The 22,151-nt window shown below is 67.8% G+C and carries 21 protein-coding genes and 1 pseudogene; 19 read left to right on the top strand and 3 right to left on the bottom strand.

The window, feature by feature from the left end; translation table 11 throughout:
* Positions 1–64 precede the first annotated feature (64 nt).
* Together AC1DFC_RS09080 and AC1DFC_RS09075 are read left to right on the top strand one after the other, a co-directional pair.
* Positions 65–2,392, top strand: coding sequence for an ATP-dependent DNA helicase (locus AC1DFC_RS09080; RefSeq protein WP_007832187.1), 2,328 nt, complete (start codon positions 65–67; stop codon positions 2,390–2,392).
* Complete coding sequence (locus AC1DFC_RS09075) at positions 2,370–2,999, top strand: alpha-ketoglutarate-dependent dioxygenase AlkB (protein WP_237726076.1); 630 nt, start codon at positions 2,370–2,372, stop codon at positions 2,997–2,999. The genes AC1DFC_RS09080 and AC1DFC_RS09075 overlap by 23 nt, the downstream gene beginning before the upstream one ends.
* 9 nt (positions 3,000–3,008) lie before the next feature.
* Here AC1DFC_RS09075 and AC1DFC_RS09070 read toward each other — a convergent pair whose 3' ends face one another.
* Positions 3,009–3,221 carry a hypothetical protein gene (locus AC1DFC_RS09070; protein ID WP_007832184.1) on the bottom strand — a complete coding sequence of 71 codons (213 nt, stop codon included), beginning with the start codon at positions 3,219–3,221 and terminating at the stop codon, positions 3,009–3,011.
* A gap of 239 nt (positions 3,222–3,460) precedes the next feature.
* On the opposite strand from AC1DFC_RS09070, the gene AC1DFC_RS09065 reads away from it, so the two are divergent.
* From AC1DFC_RS09065 to bioD, 4 genes are all read left to right on the top strand, one after another.
* Positions 3,461–3,772: a hypothetical protein gene (locus AC1DFC_RS09065; protein ID WP_007832183.1), complete on the top strand. Its 312-nt coding sequence runs from the start codon at positions 3,461–3,463 to the stop codon at positions 3,770–3,772.
* 336 nt (positions 3,773–4,108) lie between these two features.
* Positions 4,109–5,497: an adenosylmethionine--8-amino-7-oxononanoate transaminase gene (locus AC1DFC_RS09060; protein ID WP_413311774.1), complete on the top strand. Its 1,389-nt coding sequence runs from the start codon at positions 4,109–4,111 to the stop codon at positions 5,495–5,497.
* The gene (bioF, locus tag AC1DFC_RS09055) at positions 5,481–6,713 is read left to right on the top strand and encodes an 8-amino-7-oxononanoate synthase (RefSeq protein WP_478179030.1); all 1,233 of its coding nucleotides are present in this window, start codon (positions 5,481–5,483) and stop codon (positions 6,711–6,713) included. Before AC1DFC_RS09060 ends, bioF begins: the two co-directional genes overlap by 17 nt.
* Positions 6,710–7,438, top strand: a complete 729-nt coding sequence (gene bioD, locus AC1DFC_RS09050) for a dethiobiotin synthase (RefSeq protein WP_007832179.1) — start codon at positions 6,710–6,712, stop codon at positions 7,436–7,438. The genes bioF and bioD overlap by 4 nt, the downstream gene beginning before the upstream one ends.
* On the opposite strand, the gene AC1DFC_RS09045 is transcribed toward bioD, so the two are convergent.
* Positions 7,421–8,473 carry an aldo/keto reductase gene (locus AC1DFC_RS09045; RefSeq protein WP_007832178.1) on the bottom strand — a complete coding sequence of 351 codons (1,053 nt, stop codon included), beginning with the start codon at positions 8,471–8,473 and terminating at the stop codon, positions 7,421–7,423. The genes bioD and AC1DFC_RS09045 overlap by 18 nt on opposite strands.
* A 240-nt stretch (positions 8,474–8,713) precedes the next feature.
* Between AC1DFC_RS09045 and AC1DFC_RS09040 the strand changes: the two genes are divergently transcribed.
* The 4 genes and pseudogenes from AC1DFC_RS09040 to AC1DFC_RS09025 all read left to right on the top strand — a co-directional run bounded on the left by AC1DFC_RS09040 (position 8,714) and on the right by AC1DFC_RS09025 (position 12,874).
* Entirely contained in the window at positions 8,714–9,706 is a 993-nt protein-coding gene (locus tag AC1DFC_RS09040; protein ID WP_042673222.1) for an AraC family transcriptional regulator, read from the top strand.
* Positions 9,707–9,739: 33 nt separating this feature from the next.
* Positions 9,740–9,978 (top strand): annotated as a pseudogene (locus AC1DFC_RS09035) (cation efflux transmembrane domain-containing protein); the annotation flags it as partial.
* A gap of 129 nt (positions 9,979–10,107) precedes the next feature.
* Positions 10,108–11,337 carry a class I SAM-dependent methyltransferase gene (locus AC1DFC_RS09030; protein ID WP_413331737.1) on the top strand — a complete coding sequence of 410 codons (1,230 nt, stop codon included), beginning with the start codon at positions 10,108–10,110 and terminating at the stop codon, positions 11,335–11,337.
* A gap of 49 nt (positions 11,338–11,386) precedes the next feature.
* Positions 11,387–12,874, top strand: a complete 1,488-nt coding sequence (locus AC1DFC_RS09025; protein ID WP_478179029.1) for an MFS transporter — start codon at positions 11,387–11,389, stop codon at positions 12,872–12,874.
* Between the two features lie 6 nt (positions 12,875–12,880).
* Here the strand turns inward: AC1DFC_RS09025 and AC1DFC_RS09020 are convergent, their stop codons facing one another.
* Positions 12,881–13,309, bottom strand: coding sequence for a GNAT family N-acetyltransferase (locus tag AC1DFC_RS09020; protein ID WP_007832174.1), 429 nt, complete (start codon positions 13,307–13,309; stop codon positions 12,881–12,883).
* A gap of 109 nt (positions 13,310–13,418) precedes the next feature.
* Here AC1DFC_RS09020 and AC1DFC_RS09015 point away from each other — a divergent pair, with 109 nt between their 5' ends.
* The 9 genes from AC1DFC_RS09015 to AC1DFC_RS08975 all read left to right on the top strand — a co-directional run bounded on the left by AC1DFC_RS09015 (position 13,419) and on the right by AC1DFC_RS08975 (position 22,026).
* Entirely contained in the window at positions 13,419–13,685 is a 267-nt protein-coding gene (locus tag AC1DFC_RS09015) for a hypothetical protein (RefSeq protein WP_478179028.1), read from the top strand.
* Between the two features lie 38 nt (positions 13,686–13,723).
* On the top strand, positions 13,724–14,224 hold the full coding sequence (locus AC1DFC_RS09010) for a P-loop nucleotide/nucleoside kinase family protein (RefSeq protein ID WP_478179027.1): 501 nt from the start codon (positions 13,724–13,726) through the stop codon (positions 14,222–14,224).
* Positions 14,225–14,325: 101 nt separating this feature from the next.
* The gene (locus AC1DFC_RS09005; protein WP_478179026.1) at positions 14,326–15,333 is read left to right on the top strand and encodes an LLM class flavin-dependent oxidoreductase; all 1,008 of its coding nucleotides are present in this window, start codon (positions 14,326–14,328) and stop codon (positions 15,331–15,333) included.
* Between the two features lie 32 nt (positions 15,334–15,365).
* Positions 15,366–16,706 (top strand): LLM class flavin-dependent oxidoreductase, encoded by a 1,341-nt coding sequence (locus AC1DFC_RS09000; RefSeq protein WP_478179025.1) that lies wholly within the window; start codon positions 15,366–15,368, stop codon positions 16,704–16,706.
* A 35-nt stretch (positions 16,707–16,741) separates the two neighbouring features.
* Positions 16,742–17,281 (top strand): GNAT family N-acetyltransferase, encoded by a 540-nt coding sequence (locus tag AC1DFC_RS08995; RefSeq protein ID WP_478179024.1) that lies wholly within the window; start codon positions 16,742–16,744, stop codon positions 17,279–17,281.
* Complete coding sequence (locus AC1DFC_RS08990; protein ID WP_478179023.1) at positions 17,278–19,113, top strand: amino acid ABC transporter permease/ATP-binding protein; 1,836 nt, start codon at positions 17,278–17,280, stop codon at positions 19,111–19,113. The genes AC1DFC_RS08995 and AC1DFC_RS08990 overlap by 4 nt, the downstream gene beginning before the upstream one ends.
* A 37-nt stretch (positions 19,114–19,150) precedes the next feature.
* Positions 19,151–20,068: an ABC transporter substrate-binding protein gene (locus tag AC1DFC_RS08985; RefSeq protein ID WP_413311795.1), complete on the top strand. Its 918-nt coding sequence runs from the start codon at positions 19,151–19,153 to the stop codon at positions 20,066–20,068.
* Between the two features lie 9 nt (positions 20,069–20,077).
* Entirely contained in the window at positions 20,078–21,022 is a 945-nt protein-coding gene (locus AC1DFC_RS08980) for an ABC transporter substrate-binding protein (RefSeq protein WP_007832163.1), read from the top strand.
* The gene (locus tag AC1DFC_RS08975; RefSeq protein WP_478179022.1) at positions 21,019–22,026 is read left to right on the top strand and encodes an LLM class flavin-dependent oxidoreductase; all 1,008 of its coding nucleotides are present in this window, start codon (positions 21,019–21,021) and stop codon (positions 22,024–22,026) included. The genes AC1DFC_RS08980 and AC1DFC_RS08975 overlap by 4 nt, the downstream gene beginning before the upstream one ends.
* The last annotated feature ends 125 nt before the right edge of the window (positions 22,027–22,151 follow it).

Genomic DNA, 22,151 nt, shown 5'->3' with positions numbered 1-22,151 from the left:
GCGCGAGGAAGCCTTATCGTCGGCACCCCTGTGGCTATACTGTGAATTCATACAGCATTGCCAGATGGGCGCCACACCCTCCAACCCGCAGAATGATGCGGCCACCGTTGCCGCACATGTCGTTTCCGTCAAGGCCCTGTGCGCCTTCGGTGCGAAGGCGGGCGACCTCGACCTGCGGTTCGTGCCCGCGCCCAGCGCGCTCGAAGGCATGGCAGGCCACGCGCTGGTGCAGCACCGGCGCGATCCCGAGCACTACGCTTGCGAAGTCGGGCTCGAAGCCACTTGCGGTGCGGTCCGGGTGCGCGGCCGGGCCGACGGTTATGAAGCGCGCAAGGCCCGCGTCGAAGAGATAAAAACCTTCCGCGGCGACTTCGACGCCATCCGTGGCAACCACCGCGCGCTGCACTGGGCGCAGGCCCGCACCTACGGCTGGATGCTGTGCGAGCTGGACGGCCACGACGAAATGACGGTGGCGCTGGTGTACCTCGACCTCGCCACCGGCGACGAGACGGTGCTCGAAGAGCATCACACCCGCGAAGCGCTGCGGGAGCACTTCGAACTGCTGTGCGGCCGCTACAGCGCCTGGGCCGCGAGTGAAGCCGGCCACCGCGCCGCGCTCGACGAAACATTGGCCCGGCTCGAATTTCCGCATCGCAACTTCCGCACGGGCCAGCGCGAACTGGCCGAGGCCGTCTACCGCGCGGCCATGGGCGGGCGCTGCCTCATGACGCAGGCACCCACGGGCATCGGCAAGACGCTGGCCACCATCTTCCCGCTGCTCAAGGCCCGCGCCGCGCGCAGGATCGACAAGGTGTTCTTCCTCACCGCCAAGACCTCCGGCCGCCCGGTGGCGCTCGACGCGCTGCGCGTGCTCGACAGGGGGCAGGGCCAGGGCCGGCTGCGCGTGCTCGAACTCGCCGCCCGCGAGAAGGTCTGCGAATACCCCGACCGCGCCTGCCACGGCGATGCCTGCCCGCTCGCCAGGGGCTTCTACGACCGCCTGCCAGCCGCACGCGAGCAGGCCGCGCAGGTGGCGTGGCTCGACCGCGAAGCCTTGCGCCACATCGCGCTCGTGCACGAGGTGTGTCCCTATTTCCTCGCGCAGGAAATGGCGCACTGGGCCGACGCCATCGTCGGCGACTACAACTATTACTTCGACAGCAGCGCCTTCCTCTACGCCACCATGCGCGACGCCGACTGGCGCGTGGCCGTGCTGGTGGACGAGGCCCACAACCTGCTGGAGCGCTCGCGCGGCATGTACACCGCGCAGCTCGAAGGCGCGGCGCTCGAAGAGGCGCACCGAGTCGCGCCGGCCGCGCTGCGCGATCCGCTGGCCCGGCTGTTCCGCGAATGGGACACGGTGCAGCAGGCCCAGGTGGCCGACTACGAAACCGGCGACGAGATTCCCGAGCGCTTCCTGCGCACCCTGCAGGCTGCCAACACCGCCATGGCCGAGTACTTCGCCGCCACGCCCGATGCTTCGCAGGGGCCGCTGCAGCGCTTCTTCTTCGACGCGCTGCACTTCGCCCGGCTGGCCGAGGCCTTCGGCGACCACTCGGTGTTCGAGCGCACGCTGGGTGCGGCGCAGCAGGATCGCGGCCTCGCCATTCGCAACCTCGTGCCGGCGCCATTCCTGGAGGCGCGCTTCGGCGATGCGGTGTCGGTCACCTGCTTCTCGGGCACGCTGTCGCCCTTCGAGTTCTACCGCGATGCGCTCGGCCTGCCCGAAGGCACCGCGCTGCTCGACGTGGCCTCGCCCTTCAACAGCCAGCAGCTGCGCGTCGAGGTGGCGATGCATGTGTCGACGCGCTTCCGCGACCGTGCGGGGTCGCTGCGCAACGTGGCGGACATCATCGGCGCGCAGTTCGAGCGGCTGCCCGGCAACTACCTGGCCTTCTTCAGCAGCTTCGACTACCTCGAGAAAGCCTGCGCCGCCTTCTCGCTGCGGCATCCTGGCGTGCCGGTATGGGCGCAGACGCGCGGCATGCGCGAGGCCGACCGCCACGGCTTCATCGCGCGCTTCGAGGAGGGCGGGCAAGGCATCGGCTTTGCGGTGCTCGGCGGCGCGTTCGGCGAGGGCATCGACCTGCCGGGAAGCCGCCTGATCGGCGCCTTCGTGGCCAGCCTGGGCCTGCCGCAGTACAACGAACTCAACGAGATCACGCGCGAGCGCATGCAGACGCGCTTCGGCAAGGGCTACGAGTACACCTACCTGTACCCGGGCCTGCAGAAGGTGGTGCAGGCGGCCGGCCGCGTGATCCGCACCGAGCAGGACCGTGGCGTGCTGCACCTGCTCGACGACCGCTTCGCGCGTGCAGAAATCCGGGAGCTGCTGCCGCGCTGGTGGCATGTGCAACTGGGCGGAGGCGATGAAGAAGATGCGCGCAGCTAGACGCCTCGAACACGCCGGCCAGCCTGACCTGTTCGGCGAGGCGCCCGTGGCCGCCATCGAGGGACTGCGCTATGAAAGCGGGTTCCTGTCGCCCGAAGAAGAGGCGGCGTTGCTGCGCATCGTCCAGGGCCTGCCGCTCAGGGAGATGCGCTACAAGGAATACACGGCGCGGCGGCGCGGCACCAGCTTCGGCGGCAGCTACGACTTCGACACCAACCGCCTCAAGCCCGGCCCGCCGCTGCCCGTGGTGCTTCACCCATTGCGGGCGAGGGCGGCCGCATGGGCCGCCCTCGCGCCCGAAGACCTCGCCCACATGCTCATCGCCGAATACCGGCCTGGCACGCCGCTCGGCTGGCACCGCGACGTACCGGACTTCGAGGACATCGTCGGCATCTCGCTGCTCGGCGATGCGGTCATGCAGTTCAGGCCGTATGCGCCCGGCGCGGCGGCCTCGCGACCGAGTTCGCTGGAGTTTCTTGTCGAGCCGCGCTCGATCTACATGCTGCGCGGTCCGGCACGGTGGGCGTGGCAACACGCCATCGCGCCGACCGAGGCATTGCGCTATTCGATCACGCTGCGCACGCGAAGAAGATCGCCTGGGCCGTGATCGCGGCCGTCATCGCGTGCCGCCGCCGCGGCGCGCCTGCAGCTGGTTGCCTGCGCCGACGTGACTCTCGCGGTCGTGCCGGCTTTCCGGCGTGCGGCGCGGCTCGTTCCTTGGCGTGGCGGGCTGATTGCCCGCCTTGTTGTGCTGCGTGGGCACGGTGTCGTGCTCGTCGGTGGTGATGGCGTCGGGGTTGTGTTTCGGGTGCTGCCTGTGGCTCGTCATGGGGCTTCCTGGGTAGGGGTGGACAAGACATCCATTTGTCCTGCGGCCGATGGAGGATGCCTGTGGGAACGGACCGACCCCGTGCGTCGTCCAAGCCGCGCGGCAGCCGGCCGACGCACGCCATGGGGCGCAAGACAGACTTCGCTGACGCGCAGCGCGTGCGTCTTCTTACCCCTTGCGCGCGCCGTGCGCCCAGCATGGGGGGCTTCTCAACCCGCAGGAGCAGCAGGAGCAATGCCATGCCAAGAGGCGACAAGTCGTCCTACACGGACAAGCAGAAGCGAAAGGCCGAACACATCGAAGAGGGCTACGAGCACCGCGGTGTGGGCAGGGGCGAGGCCGAGCGCCGCGCCTGGGCCACGGTGAACGCCGAGACAGGCGGCGGCAAGAAGTCGGGTTCCGGCCGCGGCAAGGCAGAGAACCACGGCCCCTCGCGCAAGGGCGGGCGCCTGGGCGGCGCTGCCGCCGCCCACCGCACCGCGGCCGAACGCTCGGCCTCGGCGAAGAAGGCCGCCGCCACGCGCAAGCGCAACGCCGAAAAGCGCGGCTGAGCGGGGTGAAGAGGAACCCCGCCTGAACGTGCGAGTTCCGCGGCCTCCTGAAACCAGCCATTGGGCATGTCCGAAAATCGGATTTCTCCTCGGGAAGCCGCGAAAACCGGACATTCCTGACCTGTTTCTGGCGCCAGCCGGACGACTTGCGATTTCCCGCCACCCGGCGGTGGACGCGGGTTGCCGGCTTGTTCGGCGACGCTGCGCCGAACGCGGCTTCTATGCCGTCCAACATCGGGCAACCGGCGGTCATTCCGCCGCCGTTTTCGTCGTTTGCCGCACCTTCGACGCGTCGATACGATCCCGCGCCTTGCCCTTTACGAAAGGACCGCGCGAGTGCCCATCACCACAGCTTCTTCCCCTGGCTCCGATGCCAATGCACGCTGGCAGCAACGCAGCCGGCGCCATGTCTGGCATCCCTGCACGCAGAGCATCCGCCTCGAAGCGGTGCCGCCGCTGCCCATTGCGCGCGGCGACGGCGTGTGGCTCTTCGACGCCGAAGGCCGCCGCTACATGGATGCCACCAGCTCGTGGTGGGTCAACCTCTTCGGCCATGCGCATCCGGCGATCAACGCCGCGCTCAAGGACCAGCTCGACAAGCTGTCGCACGTGATGCTCGCGGGCTGCACGCACGCGCCGGCGGTGGAACTGGCCGAGCGCCTGTCCGCGCTGACGGGCCACGCGCTCGGCCATTGCTTCTACGCGTCCGACGGCGCCTCGGCCGTGGAGATCGCGCTGAAGATGAGCTTTCATGCCTGGCGCAACGCCGGGCGCGGCGGAAAGCGGCGCTTCGTGGCGCTGAAGCGGGGCTACCACGGCGAGACCCTGGGCGCCTTGCACGTGACCGACGTGCCGGTGTTCCGCGATGCCTATGCGCCCTTGCTCGCTGATGCGCACCTCGTCGCCTCGCCGGATGCGCGCAACGCCCGGCCCGGCGAGGACGCGGCCGCCGTCGCGCGCCGCGCCGCCGCCGAGCTCGAAGCGCTGCTGGCCGAGCAGCACGACACCATCGCCGCAGTGATCGTCGAGCCGCTAGTGCAATGCGCCACCGGCATGGCGATGCACGACCCCGAGTACCTGCGTCGGCTGCGCGCCCTGTGCGATCGCCATGGGGTGCACCTCATCGCCGACGAGATCGCGGTGGGCTGCGGGCGCACCGGCAGCTTCTTCGCGTGCGAGCAGGCCGGCATCTGGCCCGACTTCCTGTGCCTGTCGAAAGGCATCAGCGGCGGCTACCTGCCGCTGGCGCTGGTGATGACGCGCGACGCCATCTACGAAGGTTTCGTCGACGACGACGCGGCGCGCAGCTTCCTGCATTCGCATTCCTACACCGGCAATGCACTGGCCTGCCGCGCGGCAATTGCCACGCTGGATCTTTTCGAGAGCGAGGATGCGCTGCAATGCAACCGCGGCCGTGCCGCGCGCCTGCTGCGGCACTTGCGCGGCGGGCTTGCAGGGCAGGCGGTCGATCATCTGCGGCAGCGCGGAATGATCACGGCCTTCGACGTGCGCGAGCCGGGCGCGCGTTTCGCCGAACGCTTTCACCTGGCGGCGCGCGCGCACGGGCTGCTGATGCGGCCGATCGGCAACACCGTGTACCTCATGCCGCCGTACACGATCGGCGACGGCGAGATCGATCAGCTGGTCGACGGCACGCTGGCCACGCTGAAAGCCGTCATGGCCACGAACCAGGAAGAAGGAGCCCGCGATGTCGCGCTTGCTTGACCGCCTGCAGGGCGAGATCCACGCGCTCGACGCGCAGTCGCTGCGCCGCCGCCGGCAGATCGCCGAAACCGCCTGCGCGCCCGAGCAGATCCTCACGCTGGCCGGCGCCACCGCGCCGCGCACCATGCTCGGCTTCAGCAGCAACGACTACCTCGGTCTTGCCGCGCACCCCGCGTTGGCGAAGGCATGGGCCGAAGGCGCCGCGCTGTACGGCACGGGCAGCGGTGGTTCGCACCTGATCCTCGGCCATTCGCGCGCCCACGCGCAGCTCGAGGAGCGGCTTGCCGAGTGGATGGCTCCTTTCATCCCCGAAGCGCAGAGCCTGTTCTTCTGCACGGGCTACATGGCCAACCTCGCCGTGCTGTCGGCGCTCGGCGGCGCCGAGGCGGTCATCTTCTCGGAAGCACTCAACCATGCTTCGCTGATCGACGGCGCGAGGCTGGCGAAGGCGCGCGTCGAGCGCTATCCGCACTGCGGCGTGGCCGCGCTCGACGCGCAGCTCGCCGCCTGCGACGCGCCCGTGAAGCTCATCGTCAGCGATGCAGTGTTCAGCATGGACGGCCACATCGCACCCGTGGCCGAACTGCTCGCGCTGGCCGAGCGGCACGATGCCTGGCTGGTGATCGACGACGCGCACGGCTTCGGCGTGCTCGGCGCCACCGGACGCGGCGTGCTCGAAGCCATGGGCTTGCGCTCGGAGCGGCTGGTGCTGATCGGCACGCTGGGCAAGGCCGCGGGCGTGTCGGGCGCCTTTGTGGCGGCGCATCGCACCGTCGTCGACTACCTGGTGCAGCGCGCGCGGCCGTACATCTTCACCACGGCCGCACCGCCGGCCGTCGCGCACGCGCTGCTCGCGAGCCTGGCGCTGATCCAGGGCGAGGAGGGCGCCGAACGCCGTTCACGCCTGCGGGAACGCATCGCGCAATTGCGCCGGGGCCTGACCGCCGTGCTGCCAGCGGACGGCAGCGCATGGCTGCCCGAGTCGCCCACCGCGATCCAGCCGCTGATCGTCGGCGACAACGCGCGCGCGATGCGCACCATGGCGCAGCTCGATGCGCGCGGCCTGCGCGTCGGCGCGATCCGCCCGCCGACCGTGCCCACCGGCACCGCGCGGCTGCGCATCGCGCTGTCGGCCAGCCACGGCGAAGCCGACGTCGCCCGGCTCGTCGATGCATTGGGCGATGCGCTGGCGCAGCCCTGGAAGGAGGCCGCATGAACTGGTTCGTCACCGGCACCGACACGGGCATCGGCAAGACGCTGGTCAGCAGCGCCATGCTGAGCCTGCTGGCCGGTTCCGGCCTGCGCGCGGTCGGCATGAAGCCGGTGGCCGCAGGGCTCGAAGAACGCGACGGCGAATGGCGCAACGAAGACGTGGAGCAGCTGCGCGCGGCCGGCAACGTCGACGCGCCACTGGCGCTGCGCAGCCCGTACCTGCTGCGCGCGCCGATGTCGCCGCACCTGGCGGCCAGGGAAGAGGGCGTGCACATCACGCTGCGGCCGATGCTCTTGGCCTTCGCGGAACTCTCGGCGCGCGCCGATGCCGTGGTGGTCGAAGGCGTGGGTGGCTTCTGCGTGCCGTTCGGCGACGACCTCGACAGCGCCGACCTCGCCGTGGCGCTGGGCCTGCCCGTGATCCTCGTGGTCGGCCTGCGGCTGGGTTGCCTCAACCATGCGCTGCTGAGCGCCGAGGCGGTTCGCGCGCGGGGCCTCGTGCTGGCGGGCTGGGTGGCGAGCGTTGTCGATCCCTCGATGCTGGCGCCGCAAGCCAACCTGCAGACGCTGCGTGCCCGGCTCGGCGCGCCGCTGCTCGGCGTGGTGCCGCATCTGCAGCAACCCGGCGCCGCGCAGGCCGCGCGCCACATCGACTTGCGTGCACTGCGCGCGACGGCGGCCCATGCCGCGCGCCGTGCCGCGGCGGAGGAATCAGCCGCGCTGGCCTGATTCGACGAGCCGCTTGGCTCGCACGCCGCCCTGGCGCTCCAGCATCCAGCCCGGGTACTCGGCCGGCAGCGCGCTCACCTTGTCCAGCGCGGCCAGCTCGTCGCCCGTGAGCTTGATGGCCGTGGCTGCGATGTTGTCGTCCAACTGCTCGGCGCGCTTGGCACCGACGATCACGCTGGTCACCACCTGCTGGTGCAGCAGCCACGCCAGCGCGATCTGCGCGACCGAAACCTTGCGCGCTTCGGCCAGCTGGCGCATCACGTCGATGCAGTCGTAGGCGCGCTCGACGTTCACCGGCGGAAAGTCGAAGGTGGTGCGGCGGCTGCCTTTTTCCGCCTGCGTGTCGCGGCCGTACTTGCCGCTCAGCAGGCCGCCCGCGAGCGGGCTCCAGACCATCAACCCGACGTTTTCGCTGCGCAGCATGGGCGCCAGCTCGCGTTCCAGGTCGCGCCCGGCGATGGTGTAGTAGGCCTGCAGCGACTCGAAGCGCGCGAGCCGGTCGCGCTCGGCGATGCCCAGCGCCTTCGCGATCTGCCAGGCCGCCCAGTTCGACACGCCCACGTAGCGCACGTGGCCCTGGCGCACGAGGTTGTCGAGCGCGTGCACGGTTTCCTCGATGGGCGTGATGGGGTCGAAGCCGTGGATCTGGTACAGGTCGATGTGGTCGAGCTGCAGGCGCTGCAGGCTGGCCTTGACGCCGTCCATGATGTGGAAGCGCGAGGCGCCCGCGGAGTTGACGCCCTTGCTGCCGGTTTCGCCGAGCACCTTGGTGGCCAGCACGAAACTGTCGCGCGGCACCTTGAGGTTCTTCAGCGCCTGGCCGGTGATGACTTCCGACTGCCCTTCGGAGTACACGTCCGCCGTGTCGATGAAGTTGATGCCGGCGTCGAGCGCGCGGCCGACCAGCCCTTCGGCCTCCGACTGCTGCAGGTTGCCGATCTGGCCCCAGATGCCGGAGGAGCCGCCGAAGGTCATGGTGCCGAGGCACAGTTCGGAAACCAGGAGGCCGGTGCGGCCGAATTTGCGGTATTGCATGGAGAGGTTCCTTTGCGTTGGAGGCAGGCGCCGAAAGGGGCCGACAAGCCCGGGCGACTGCGGAAAAGTATCCCGCCGGCGCCTGGCCCATGGCGAGCGCGTTCCTGCAAAGTATTCGCCTGATTCTCCAGACCTCCCGCGTGGCGCGTGCGAATCCGATGGAGGAGCGCTAAGCTTCGAACCGCTCATTCCTCCATGGTGGCCGCCCCTTTGGCCCCCAACCATGACAAGGCCTCGAACATGTCCGACGAAACACCCGAAATCGCCGCCGTCATCGCCCAGCCGATGCCGCTGGAGCCCGAACTCGACGAAGCCCGCAAGGAACTGGTGGCGCTCATCGAGCACATCACGCGCGGGCAGGACGGCACCGTCATCACCGCCGTGCCCGGCCTGCAGGTGTTCTGCATCAGCAAGCCCGAAGGCCCCAAGCACGCCTTCGCGTCTCCGGCGCTGGGCCTGATCGCGCAGGGTTCCAAGCGGATCATCGTGGGCGACGACATCTACGTGTACGACCCGATGCACTACCTCGTCACCTCGGTCGACCTGCCGGTGTGCGGCCAGGTGTGCGTGACGAGCGAGAAGGAGCCTTACCTCGGCGTGCGGCTGGAACTGGCCCTCGACGAAATCGGCGAGCTCATCGGCGACGAGAAGCTGCCCGCCAAGGCCAATGCGCCAGCCTCGCGCGGCATGTACGTCAACCGCATCGCCATGCCGGTGCTCGAACCCGTGCTGCGCCTGTTGCGGCTGCTCGATACGCCGGAAGACGTGCCGATCATGGCGCCGCTCATCAAGCGCGAGATCATGTACCGCCTGCTGGTCAACGGCGAGGGCGCGCGGCTGCGGCAGATCGCGCTGCAGGACAGCCACACCCAGCGCATCGCGAAAGCCATCAGCGCGCTGCGCGTCAACTACGCGCAGTCGCTGCGGGTGGAAGACATGGCGCGGGCGGTGCACATGAGCGTGTCGTCGTTCCATCACCACTTCAAGGCCGTCACCGCGATGAGCCCGCTGCAGTACCAGAAGCAGCTGCGCCTGCAGGAGGCGCGCCGGCAGATGCTGATCGCCGGCGCCGACGTGGCGAGCGCCGCGCACAACGTGGGCTACGAAAGCCCGTCGCAGTTCGCGCGCGAGTACGGCCGCATGTTCGGCGCGCCGCCGCTGCGCGACAAGCGCCGCTGGCTCGGCGAGGCAGGCAACGACGCGATGGGGGCGGCCTCGATGGAGGCTGCGTGAACCGGCCGGGCAGCATGGCCGGCGCGCCGCCGCATGGCTGATTCGAAGATCGCCAAGTTCATCGTCGCGGGCATCACCGGCAGCTCGGCCATGCTGTCGGAAGGCATCCGTTCGGGCACGGCAAGGAGCTGTACTTCTGGAGCCTCATCGTCGCGGTGCTGATCTTCGGGCTGGGCGGCGGCGTTTCGTTCTACAAAGGCGTCCAGCACATCCGCCAGCCCGAGCCGATGCGCGACCCGACGTGGAATTACGTGGTGCTTGCGGCGGCCGCGCCGGGCATCTGGTCCAGCCATGCACTGGACGCGCGGTAGCACCTGCCGCGGTTCGCACGTCGCCCCTGCCATGCAGGTTTCGCGGAATTTCGCTATTGTTTTGTTCGCTGCAGCAACACGGAGTAATGCATGCTTTGGCAAAAGAAGCTGGCACGATGGAGCGACGTGGTCCGCGAACGCGCCAACCTGCCTGTGCGGCTTACCTTGTGGGACGGCCAGTCCTACGACTTCGGCACCTTCAGCGGGCCTTCGGTCACGCTGCACGTGAAGACGCCCGCCGCGCTGCCGCTGATGCTGCATCCCACGCTCGACAACCTCGGCGAGGCCTACGTCAAGAGCAAGATCGACATCGAGGGCAAGCTCAGCGACGTCATCGACATCGCCTACGGCCTCGCCAGGACGTCGATCGACAAGCACGGCGGGGCGCTGCGGAACATGGCGCGCCATTTCGCGCACACGAGGTCGTCGGACAGGAAGTCCGTCCAGTACCACTACGACGTCTCCAACGAGTTCTATCGGCTGTGGCTCGATCCGAACATGGTCTATTCATGCGCCTACTTCGAGAACGGCGACGAGGACTTGGCCACTGCGCAACTGAAGAAGATAGACCACATCCTCACCAAGATCGAACTGAAGCCGGGCCAGACGCTGCTCGACATCGGCTGCGGCTGGGGCGCTCTGGCGATCCGTGCGGCGCAGAAATTCGGCGCGCGCTGCGTGGGGGTGACGCTCTCTCGGAACCAGCTGGAGCTGGCGACCGAACGCGTGAAGGCCGCCGGCCTGCACGACCGCATCGAGATCCGCCTGCAGGACTACCGCGACGTGACCGGCCGGTTCGACCGCATCACCAGCGTCGGCATGTTCGAGCACGTGGGCCGCAGGAACCTGCCTGCGTACTTCAGGCGCGTGCAGGAGCTGCTTGCAGACGACGGCGTGGTGATGAACCACGGCATCACCTCGTCCGACCCCGCCGGCGGCGGCATGTCGTACGGCGGCGGCGACTTCATCGACCGCTACGTGTTCCCCAACGGCGAGCTGCCGCACATCAGCCTCGCGCTGCAGGCCATGCAGCAGGGCGGCCTCGAAGCCTTCGACGTGGAGAACCTGCGCCGCCACTATGTGCGCACGCTGCGCTGCTGGAGCGATGCCTACGAAGCCAACAGCGAGAAGGCGCGCGCGTTCGTCGACGAAGAAAAATTCCGTATCTGGCGCATCTACCTCGCGGGCTGCGCCTATGCCTTCGAGAACGACGACGTGGCCATCTACCAGGTCGTGGGCCGCAAGGCAGGGCGGCCGGCGAACACGCTGCCGTGGTCGCGCCGCTATATCTACGACGGCACCTCGTTCGGAAGCCCCTAGAGCTTGAGCGCCGGACAAGGGCTCAAGCCGTCTATAGCATGCACGGCTCATGACTTCCACCAACAGAACAACAAACCGCCCCCTCGTCATCGCCTCGATCATGGCCTCCATGGCGATGGTGGCCATCGAAGCCACCATCGTCTCCACCGTCATGCCGCAGATCGCCTCCGAACTGGGCGGACTGCATCTGTACAGCTGGGTGTTCGCCTCCTTCCTGCTGGCGCAGACCGCGATGACTGTGGTGTTCGGCAAGCTCTCGGACCTGTACGGCCGCAAGCCCATCATGTTCGTGGGCATCGCCGTCTTCGTTCTCGGGTCGGTGCTGGCGGGTTTCGCGTGGTCGATGCCGGCCATGATCTGCTTCCGGCTCATCCAGGGCATCGGCGCGGGCGCCATCCAGCCGGTGGCGCTCACCATCGTGGGCGATCTCTATCCGGTGCGCGAACGCGGCAAGGTGCAGGGCTGGCTTGCGAGCGTCTGGGCCGTGTCGGCTGTGGTGGGGCCGATGATCGGCGCACTGATCGTGCAGAAGCTGTCCTGGGCCTGGATCTTCTGGGTCAACGTGCCCATCGGCCTGGCGGCCGCGGCTGGCTTCTGGCTCTTCCTGCACGAAGCGCCGACGGTGCGCCGCTCGTCCATCGACATGGTGGGTGCGGTGCTGTTCACCATCGGCATTGCGGCGCTGATGATCGCGCTGACGGAATTCGGCGTCGGCAATTCGGGCGTGGCACTCGCGTGGGCCGGGTTGTTCGTCGTCACGCTCGTGCTGTTCATCGCGCAGGAGCGCCGTGCCACCGACCCGATGATGTCGCTGAAGCTCTGGGGCGCGCGGATGATCGCCGCCGTCAACGGCGCGGCAATGCTGGCCGGCATGGTGCTGATCGGCATCACGACCTTCCTGCCGATGTACGTGCAGGTGGTGCTCGAGCGCTCGTCGGTCACGGCCGGCCTCACGCTCACGATGGTGATGCTCGGCTGGCCCATCGGTGCGACGCTGACCTCGCGCACCTTCCATCGCATCGGCCTGTGGCGCATGGTGGTGGTCGGTGCAGCGCTGATTCCGGTGGGCACCTCGGCCTTCGTCTTGCTCGCGTCAGGCAGCTCGCCGGTGCTGCCCGCCATCGGCTCCTTCGTTATCGGCCTGGGCATGGGCGTGATGAGCCTGAGCTCGCTGATCCTGATCCAGGAAGGCGTCGATCTTGCGCAGCGCGGCATCGCCACGGCGTCGAACGTGTTCTCCCGCAACCTTGGCAGTGCGCTGGGCGCGGCCTTCTTCGGCGCAGTCTTCAATTTCGGGCTGACGCGCGGGGATGGCAGCCCGATGTTCACCGACGACCAACTGCGCCTGCTGCTGCAGGGTGTGCAGGGTTCGGAGGCCAATGACGCGGGCATTCGCCTGGCGCTGGGCGGTTCGCTGCATCTCACCTTCGTGGCGATGCTGGCCGTGAGCCTGGGTGTGGTCGCGCTGGCGTTGCTGCTGCCGAAGGAAGGACTGGAGAGCCATGCGGTCGGGGCTGGGAAGCCGGCGCCGAAATAGGCCGCTTCAGCGCAGCAGCGACTTCTTCATGTACGCCAGGTAGAAGCCGGGCGCGTAATCGTCGATGCGGGCGTACTCCTCGTAGCCGTGCTTCAGGTAGAACGGGCGCGCCTGCCACTCGAAGGTGTCCAGCTTTGCGTTCTTCGCGCCCAGCGCGATGGCTTGCTGCTCGGCCTCGGCCAGCAGGCGGGTGCCAAGGCCCGAGCCTCGCGCGTCTTCTTCGACGAAGAGCACTTCGATGTTGAGCCAGTAGAGAAACACGAAGCCGCGCAGGCCACCGAGGAGACGCCCGTTCTCGTCCCTTGCGTTGAGGCGGATGTACTGCTGTTCGGGGTACTCGCCGACGAAGCCATAGTTGTAGTGGCGCAGCTTGAGGCCGAGCTCGCCAGAGCGGATTTCTTCAGGCGTGGCGGGGGCAATGGTGAGGTTTTTCATTCGGGAGAAAAGCTGTGCGATGGAACGGTGCAACTCTACCGGCCCGCCCGAAGCCCGAACCCGAACCCAGCCCGCTCACGCCCCTCCATCGCGAACCTCATCAGGAAACTTGGAATCCGTCTTTGGAAAAGCGGTGGCACTGCACAGAATCGGTCGAAGCGTTCGTTCGACCATTGCCATGCCACTGCGTACCTTTCATCTTTCTCCGTCGGCCCAGGGCCGCAAAGTTCTTGCCCTGACAGCCACTGCCTGGCGCATTCCGCCGCGCTCGGCACGCGAAGTGGCGCGCCGGGCGCCGCATGGCTATATGCCTGTGCGGGCGCTGCGGCGGCTTCATGCGGCCGCGGTGCTGGCCTTGCTGCCGCATTCGTGGTGAACTTGGCGCCAGGGCCATGAACCTGGAGACAAGAGAAGATGCTGATCGTCCTGGGTGGTCTGCCGGGCACGGGCAAGACCACCATCGCGTGCGAGATCGCCGAACTCGTGCCGGCCGTCTACCTGCGCATCGACACCATCGAGCAGGCGCTGCGGTCGGCCAGGGTGTTGGCCGGTGACGTGGGGCCGGCCGGCTACATCGTGGCCTATGACCTGGCCCGCGCCAATCTTTCCCCGGGGCAGGCGGTCGTGGCCGACTGCGTGAATCCCTTGCCGGTGACGCGCGAGGCCTGGCGCACCGTCGCGGCAGATACCGCATCGCGCATCGTCGAGGTCGAGATCGTGTGCTCTGATATCGCCGAACATCGGCGCCGCGTCGAGCAGCGCAGCGTCGACGTGCCGGGCCTCGTGCCGCCGGCGTGGGCGTCCGTGCAGCGCCACGACTACGCGCCCTGGACCACCCAACGCCTCGTCATCGATACCGCAAGCCTCAGCGCGCATGAGGCCGTGCAATCGATCCTGTCCCACGTGCGCGACTGAGCATTCAGCAAATATCGATATAGAAATTCAGCGCAAACGGTGCGCGCGATGCCTCGGAGAATTTGCATCAATTCTTTCCGAGGCGTCTTTCGCCGCACACCGTGTCCTACTCGCTGTCCCTGCTCGACAAGAGCCTGATCCCAGAAGGCGCCGACGCCGCTCAAGCGTTCCAGCACACCATTGCGCTCGCGCAAAGCGCGGAGCGGCTGGGCTACCACCGCTACTGGCTCGCCGAGCATCACGGCAACAGGAACTACGCGGGCTCCGCCCCCGAGGTGCTGGCAGCGCACGTGCTCGCGAAGACCTCGCGAATCCGCGTGGGCACGGGTGGCGTCATGCTGCAGCACTACAGCCCGTTCAAGGTGGCCGAGACCTTCCGCGTGTTGGCTTCGCTGGCACCGGGGCGCGTGGACCTGGGCATCGGCAAGGCACCCGGCGGCCTGCCGCTGACGAGCAAGGCGCTGCAATGGCTGCACGATCCGGTGAAGGCGAAGGGCGAGGACTTCAGGCTGCGCCTGGCCGAGCTCGATGCCTTCCTGCACGATGGCATTGCCTCCGGCCATGCGCTGGCCGGCGTGGTGGCCACGCCCAATCCCCCGCAGTTGCCGCAGCGCGTTCTGCTCGGCGGCAGTCCTGAAAGCGCGGTGCTGGCGGCGCGCCTCGGCTGGGACTTTGCCTATGCGGGGCATTTCAACGGCGACCCGGTGAACCTTGCGCAATCGATCGAGGCCTACCGCGCCGAGACGGGCCGCGCGCCGCTGCTCGCGCTCTTCGCCTTCGCGGCCGAGACGCACGAGAAGGCCGCGGAGCTTGTCGGTGCGCTGCGCAGCTTTCGCGTGCACCTGCCCACGGGCCAGAGCGTCAACTTGCCGAGCCTCGAGGCGGCCGCCGAGTTTGCGCGGCAGGCCGGCGTGAGCGACTACCGCACCGAAGAACGCCGCCCGCATGTGATCGCAGGTTCCGGCGAAGAGGTGCGCGACGCGCTCGACGCGTTGAGCGAGCGCTACGGCATCGAGGAGTTCGTCATAGACATCCCCGTGGCCGGTTTCGCCGAGCGCCACGCCTGCGTCGAACTGCTTGCCAAGGCGCGCGAACCGGCGCTGGCCTGAGCCTTTCCTTCAACCTCACAAGAACGATCGTCATGAGCAACATCAAGTTCGGCGTCATGCTGCAGGGTGCCGGCAGCCACATGAATTCATGGAAGCATCCGGGCGGGCCGGCCGACGCCAGCGTCAACCTCGACTTTTTCGTGCGCACCGCGCAGAAGGCCGAAGCGGCCGGCATCGCCTTCGCATTCGTGGCGGACGGGCTCTACATCAACGAGAAGTCGATCCCGCATTTCCTCAACCGCTTCGAGCCGATCTCGATTCTTTCGGCTCTCGCCACCGTGACCTCGAAGATCGGCCTCGCGGGTACCGTTTCCAGTTCGTACAGCGACCCGTTCACGGTGGCGCGCCAGTTCGCCTCGCTCGACCTGATCAGCGGCGGCCGCGCGGGCTGGAACGTGGTGACCACCCCGCTCGAAGGCAGCGCGAAGAACTACAGCCGCAGCCACCCCGAGCACGCGCTGCGCTACGAGATCGCCGACGAGTACCTTGCCGTCACGCAGGGCCTGTGGGACAGCTGGGACGACGATGCCTTCGCGCGCAACCGCGAGACCGGCCAGTTCTTCGAGCGCGAGAAGCTCCACACGCTGGACCACAAGGGGCGCTTCTTCCAGGTATCGGGCCCGCTGAACATCCAGCGCTCGCCGCAGGGCCAGCCGGTGATTTTCCAGGCCGGATCGTCGGACGCGGGTGTCGGTCTCGCGGGCAAGTATGCGGACGCGGTGTTCACGCATTCACCTTCGCTGGAAGACACGCGCAGCTTCCTGCGGCAGGTGAAGGCCAGTGCGGTCGCGCAGGGCCGTCAGGCCGACGACGTGAAGATATTCCCCGGCATCGGTCCCGTGGTCGCGGCCACCGAGGAAGAAGCCGAGGCCAAGTACCGCGCCATCCGCGAACTGCTGACGGTGGAGGAGGCGCTGGCCTACTTGGGTCGCTTCTTCGATCATCACGACTTCGGCCAGTACCCGCTGGACGCGCCGTTCCCCGAGCTGGACGAAATCGGCCGCAACAGTTTTCGCTCGACCACCGACCGCATCAAGGCCAACGCGAAGGCCAATGGCCAGACCTTGCGCGAAGTGGCGCTCGAAGTGGCCACGCCGCGCACGCAGTTTGTAGGCACCGGCGAGCGCATCGCCGACGAGATCATCCGCTGGGTGGACGAGGGCGCGGCCGATGGCTTCATCCTCGGTTTCCCGGTGCTGGGGCAGGGCCTGGACGACTTCATCGAGTTCGTGATTCCGGTGCTGGAGGCGCGCGGGCGCTACCAGCGAGAACTGCCTGGCGTCACCCTGCGCGACCACCTGGGACTGCCACGCAAGGCGAGCCGCTACGCCGCGCAAGACGACGCACCCGCAGCGAAAAAGAAGGTCGCCTGATGGGAGTGAACCGCAAGGAGACGGAGACGAACCGCATGAACGAACACTTCCTCTACACCACGCCGCTCGACCCGCGCGCAAAGCCGTTGCTCGAAGGCCTTTCGTTTGAGTACGACAGCCGCTATGGCGACGTGCTGCGCGAGCCCGGCGCGCCGCGCGAGATAGACCGCTATCCGGCCGAGGTGTTTGCGCCGTCGCACGGCGGCAACTTCGTGCTGCTGCTGCGGGACGGCATCGCCATCGGCGGTGGCGCCTTCATGCGCCATGACGAGCGCACGGCGGAACTCAAGCGCGTGTGGACGCATGCAGACCTGCGGCGGCAGGGTTTGGCCAGCAAGGTGCTTGCCGAGCTGGAGGCGCAGGTGCTGCGGCAGGGCTATGAGCGCATCTACCTGACGACGGGCTTTCGCCAGCCCGAGGCCGTGGGCCTGTACCTCGGCCATGGCTACACGGCGCTGTTCGATCCGCCCATCGACCCCGAAACGCCGCGCAAGCTGCCTTTCGAGAAGCACCTGGACACGGGGCGCCATCACGGCCGTCCGACCGCGCAACGAGCCGAGGCGGTACAGCGATGAACACGACCGTCCTCGACGCCGGCAGCGAGCCGCGCAGCCCTGCGCCCGTTCGTGCGCCTCAACCGCCGCGCGCGGCAGCAGCGCCAGCACCCGCCAAGGGCGACTACTCGCACTTCCGCGTCGTGCCGGCGAAGTACCCGGCCCGCACGGCCGGCACCATCTTTGCCGTGGCGGTCATCGGCATCGTGCTGCATTCGACGCTCACCAACCCGCGCTGGGGCTGGGGCGTGTTCGCCGAATGGTTCTTTGCGCAGCCGGTGCTCGAAGGGCTGGGCCGCACGCTGCTGCTGACGGCGCTGGGCGCGTTGCTCGGCTTCTTTTTCGGCACCGGGCTGGCGCTGGCACGCGTCTCCCGCTCGCCGCTGCTGGCGCGGCTGTCATGGGTGTTCACGTGGATCTTCCGGTCGATTCCGGTGATCGTGCTGCTGCTGATCATCAACAACCTCGGCTACCTCTACGAGACCGTAGCGCTGGGCATTCCGGGCACCGACGTCACCTTCTTCTCGTACCCGACCACGCAGCTGATCAGCCCGTTCGTGGCGGCACTGGTGGGCCTCACGCTGAACCAGGCGGCCTTTGCCTCGGAGATCGTGCGCGGCGGCATCCTTTCGGTGGAGCAGGGGCAGCTCGAAGCGGCGGCTGCACTGGGGCTGTCGCGCGGAAGGCAGTCGCTGCGTATCGTGCTGCCGCAGGCGATGCGCACGATCTTGCCGACGGCCTTCAACGACATCATCGGGCTGGCCAAGGGCACGTCGAACCTCTACATCCTGGCGCTGCCCGAGCTGTTCTACACGATCCAGATCATCTACCGGCGCAACCTCGAAGTGATTCCGCTGTTGATGGTGGCGACGGTGTGGTACCTCATCATCCTCACGGTGCTGTCGGTGGCGCAGCACTACATCGAGCGGTATTTTTCGCGCGGCGCGCTGCGCCATCCGCCGCGTTCGTGGCTCGGTGGCGTGGTGCGCGGCCTGTGGCGATCGAAGGCGCCGACCGTGGCACCCGTGACCGGAGCGCCGGTCGCCGCCGACGCCCCCGCGCAGGTGCCGCGCTGGACCGATCCGCTCACGCGGGGCGGCGAGGTCACGATCCACGGCGTTTCGAAGAGCTTCGGCACGCTCAAGGTACTCGACGACGTGACGCTCACCGTGGGTCAGGGCAGCGTGACGGTCATCCTCGGCCAGTCGGGCTCGGGCAAGTCGACGCTGCTGCGCGTCATCAATCACCTGGAGCGCGTGGACGACGGCTTCATTGCCATCGACGGCGAACTCATCGGCTACCGCCGCGACGCGGACACGCTCTACGAGCTGCACGAGAAGGAAATCCTCAAGCGCCGCGTTGACGTGGGCATGGTGTTCCAGAACTTCAACCTGTTCCCGCACCTCACGGTGCTGGAGAACATCGTCGAGGCGCCGGTGTCGGTGCGCGGCCTGCCGCGCGCCGAAGCCGAGGCACTGGCCTCCGAGCTGCTGGGGCGCGTGGGCCTGGGCGACAAGACGCATGCCTATCCGCGCCAGCTTTCCGGCGGCCAGCAGCAGCGCGTGGCCATCGCGCGCGCGCTCGCGCTCAAGCCCAAGGTGCTGCTGTTCGACGAGCCCACCTCGGCGCTCGACCCCGAGCTTGTGGGCGAGGTGCTGGCCGTCATCAAGGAGCTGGCGCGCTCGGGCACCACGCTGGTCATCGTGACGCACGAGATCGGTTTTGCGCGCGAGGTGGCCGACACCATCGTCTTCATGGAGCGCGGCCGCATTCTCGAAACCGGCACGCCCGACAAGGTGTTCAACGCGCCGGAGCATCCGCGCACGGCTGAGTTCCTGGCCAAGGTTCTTTGATTCCTCATCCTTTTCTTTCTCTACTGCATCGCTCTTCATGACCCATCGACGAAACATCCTGTCCGCTCTTCTGGCGACGTTGCTGCCCCTGGCTGCCCTGGCGCAACCCGCCGCCGACCTGAGCCCCGAGCAGGCCGGCCGGCCGCGCGCGCAGAAGCTCGACGAGGCCGTCAAGCTCGCGAAGGACTTCAAGTTCCAGAAGGAGGGCGTGCTCGTCGTCGGCACGACCACCGGCCGCCTGCCGTTCGCGGCCTATGCGACCGACACGAAGACGCCCGTGGGCAACGCCCCCGACATCGCCCAGCTGGTGGCCGACAGCCTCGGCCGCAAGCTGGAGCTGGTGTCCACCGCCTGGGCCGATTGGCCGCTGGGCCTGCAGTCGGGCAAGTTCGACGTGGTGGTGTCCAACGTGACAGTGACCGAAGAGCGCAAGGAGAAGTTCGACTTCTCCACTTACCGCAACGACCAGATCGGCATCTACGTGAAGTCCGACAGCAAGCTTGGCGCCATCAAGGAGCCGAAGGACATCGCGGGTCTGAAGGTGATCGTGTCGGCCAGCACCAACCAGGAGCAGATCCTGCTGCGCTGGAACAAGCAGAACGTGGCGGCCGGGCTGAAGCCGGTCGAGATCCAGTACTACGACGACGATGTGGTGCAGCGGCTGGCGATCCAGTCGGGCCGCGCCGATGCGTACGTGGGCCCGAACGCCATCGCGGCCTATGAGGCGCGCGACGGCAAGACGAAGCTCGCGGGTGTGTTCTCCGGCGGCTGGCCGCAGAACGCCGAGATTGCAGTCACTTCACGCAAGGGCTCGGGCATTGCGGACGCCATCACGCTCGCACTGAACGCGCAGATCAGGAACGGCAACTACGCCAAGGCGCTTTCGCGCTGGAATCTGAATTCCGAAGCCATCGAGGCCTCGCGCACCAATCCGCCAGGCCTGCCGAAGAACTGAGCGACGGGCATGACTTTCAAGTACGCACCGGGCGCCTGGATCGCCCGCAGCTTCGTCGCACTCGCGCTGGTTGCCGGCGCGGTGCAGGCTGCCGACAAGTTCGACTTCAGCCCCGAACAGCGCAGCCGTCTGCGCGCCGGCAAGGACGCGGAAGCCGTCAATGCCATTCCACCGAGCTTCAGATTCGTGAAGGAAGGCGTGCTGACCGTCGCCATTGCGCCGTTCGCCCCACCCATCTCGACCTACGCCACCGACGCGAGGACGGTCGTCGGCTTCGACGCCGACTTCGCGCTGCTCATCGCCGATGCGCTGGGCCTGAAGCTCGACCTGCAGCCCATCGCCTGGGCCGACTGGCCGCTGGGCCTGAGCTCGGGTAAGTACGACGCGGTGATCTCCAACGTGGGCGTGACAGAGCAGCGCAAGGAGAAGTTCGACTTCTCGACCTACCGCCTCGGCCTGCATGGCTTCTATGTGCGCACCGACAGCGCGATCAAGTCGATCAAGGAGCCGAAGGACGTGGCGGGCCTCAAGCTGACGACCGGCGCCGGCACCAACCAGGAGCGCATCCTGCTCGAGTGGAACCGGCAGAACGTTGCGGCGGGTTTGAAGCCCGTCGAGATCCAGTACTACGACGATGATGTGACGCGCACGCTGGCGGTGGTCACCAAGCGGGTCGATGCCAACTTCAATCCGAATGCGCCGCAGGCCTATGAGGCTGCGAAGAACGGGCAGATCCGGTTGGTCGGAACGGTCAACGCGGGCTGGCCGCTGAAGTCGGACGTGGCCATTGCCACGCGCAAGGGCAGCGGCCTCGCGGTGGCGCTGACCACCGCGGCCAATGGCCTGATCCGCAACGGCACCTACGCCAAGGCGCTGGCGCGCTGGAGCCTCGTGGAAGAAGCCTTGCCGAAGTCGGAGACCAACCCGCCCGGTTTGCCGAAGTTCGCGCCATGAGCATCCGCCATCTTGCATTCCTCACGCCCGGCAACTACGCCGAGGGCGATCCGCACACCGGACTCGAAGCCGCGCTGAAGCTCTTCGAATTCGGCGAGAAGCTCGGCTTCAACGGTGCATGGGTGCGGCAGCGGCACCTGGAGCGCGGCGTGTCGTCGGCCGCGACCTTCCTGGCCGCCGCAACGCAGCGTGCGCGTCGCATCGAGCTGGGCGCGGCAGTGATCCAGATGGGCTACGAGAATCCGTTCCGGCTTGCCGAAGACCTCGCCACGGTCGACGTGCTCTCGCGCGGCCGGCTGCAGGTGGGCCTGAGCGCGGGCGCGCCGCAGCATGGCGCGCTGTTGGGCAACCGCTTCTACGACGCGGCGCCGAACACCGTCGACTTCACGCACAAGCGCGTCGGGCGGCTCAAGGCCAACCTGGAGGACACGCTGCTTGGCGATGAGCAGACTTTTGTCGAGTCGGCCGGCGGTCGCGTTCGGCCGCGCATTCAACCGTACCCACAGGGCTTGACCGACCGGCTCTGGTACGGCGGCGGTTCGTTGCGCTCGGTCGAGTGGGCGGGACGCAATGCGTTCAACCTGCTGCTGGGCAATGTGCTGTCGGGCGAGACCACCGACGACTTTTTGCAGGCGCAGCTGGGCCTCGTCGAGCGCTATCGCGCCAGCGAAGCGGATGGGCGCAGGGGCAGGGTGGCGCTGGGCCGCGTGATCGTGCCGCTCGATGGCGCCGATGCCGCCACGCGCAAGCGCTACCGCGAGTTTGTGGCCGGCCGCGTCGAACGCACGCTGACGCCGCAGGGCGAGCGGCGCACGCTGTTCGCGGGCGACCTTGTGGGTACCTCCGACGAAATCCTGGAGCGCCTGCGGCACGACCCGGTGCTGCCGCATGTGAGCGAATTGCGTGTGGAGCTGCCCTACAACTTCAGCGGTGCGGAATACGAACAGATCCTGACCGACTTGTCTGGCCGCATCGCGCCGGAACTCGGTTGGCGGGCGCTTTGAACTGGAGGATGGAGAGAGAGGGGAGACGCTGAGGCATTGAGTTCGAGGTGAGTCGGAGTCGGGTTGCGCTTTCTGCAATTCGACGGGCGACTTTTCAACGGGCCTTCGGCCCGTTTTTTTTCAAG

This window comes from Variovorax sp. 10L421, from assembly GCF_056395365.1.
This window is presented reverse-complemented; position numbering and strand designations above follow the sequence as displayed.

Excerpts from the sequence above, each read along its gene's own strand:
- bioF (WP_478179030.1), top strand. The coding sequence starts at position 5,481 with ATGTCGCGCTTGCTTGACCGCCTGCAGGGCGAGATCCACGCGCTCGAC.
- AC1DFC_RS09040 (WP_042673222.1), top strand. The coding sequence starts at position 8,714 with ATGTCCGACGAAACACCCGAAATCGCCGCCGTCATCGCCCAGCCGATG.
- AC1DFC_RS09020 (WP_007832174.1), bottom strand. The coding sequence starts at position 13,309 with ATGAAAAACCTCACCATTGCCCCCGCCACGCCTGAAGAAATCCGCTCT.
- AC1DFC_RS09080 (WP_007832187.1), top strand. The coding sequence starts at position 65 with ATGGGCGCCACACCCTCCAACCCGCAGAATGATGCGGCCACCGTTGCC.
- AC1DFC_RS08990 (WP_478179023.1), top strand. The coding sequence starts at position 17,278 with ATGAACACGACCGTCCTCGACGCCGGCAGCGAGCCGCGCAGCCCTGCG.
- AC1DFC_RS08975 (WP_478179022.1), top strand. The coding sequence starts at position 21,019 with ATGAGCATCCGCCATCTTGCATTCCTCACGCCCGGCAACTACGCCGAG.
- AC1DFC_RS08985 (WP_413311795.1), top strand. The coding sequence starts at position 19,151 with ATGACCCATCGACGAAACATCCTGTCCGCTCTTCTGGCGACGTTGCTG.
- AC1DFC_RS09000 (WP_478179025.1), top strand. The coding sequence starts at position 15,366 with ATGAGCAACATCAAGTTCGGCGTCATGCTGCAGGGTGCCGGCAGCCAC.
- bioD (WP_007832179.1), top strand. The coding sequence starts at position 6,710 with ATGAACTGGTTCGTCACCGGCACCGACACGGGCATCGGCAAGACGCTG.
- AC1DFC_RS09075 (WP_237726076.1), top strand. The coding sequence starts at position 2,370 with ATGAAGAAGATGCGCGCAGCTAGACGCCTCGAACACGCCGGCCAGCCT.
- AC1DFC_RS08980 (WP_007832163.1), top strand. The coding sequence starts at position 20,078 with ATGACTTTCAAGTACGCACCGGGCGCCTGGATCGCCCGCAGCTTCGTC.
- AC1DFC_RS09065 (WP_007832183.1), top strand. The coding sequence starts at position 3,461 with ATGCCAAGAGGCGACAAGTCGTCCTACACGGACAAGCAGAAGCGAAAG.
- AC1DFC_RS08995 (WP_478179024.1), top strand. The coding sequence starts at position 16,742 with ATGAACGAACACTTCCTCTACACCACGCCGCTCGACCCGCGCGCAAAG.
- AC1DFC_RS09070 (WP_007832184.1), bottom strand. The coding sequence starts at position 3,221 with ATGACGAGCCACAGGCAGCACCCGAAACACAACCCCGACGCCATCACC.
- AC1DFC_RS09045 (WP_007832178.1), bottom strand. The coding sequence starts at position 8,473 with ATGCAATACCGCAAATTCGGCCGCACCGGCCTCCTGGTTTCCGAACTG.
- AC1DFC_RS09025 (WP_478179029.1), top strand. The coding sequence starts at position 11,387 with ATGACTTCCACCAACAGAACAACAAACCGCCCCCTCGTCATCGCCTCG.
- AC1DFC_RS09030 (WP_413331737.1), top strand. The coding sequence starts at position 10,108 with ATGCTTTGGCAAAAGAAGCTGGCACGATGGAGCGACGTGGTCCGCGAA.
- AC1DFC_RS09010 (WP_478179027.1), top strand. The coding sequence starts at position 13,724 with ATGCTGATCGTCCTGGGTGGTCTGCCGGGCACGGGCAAGACCACCATC.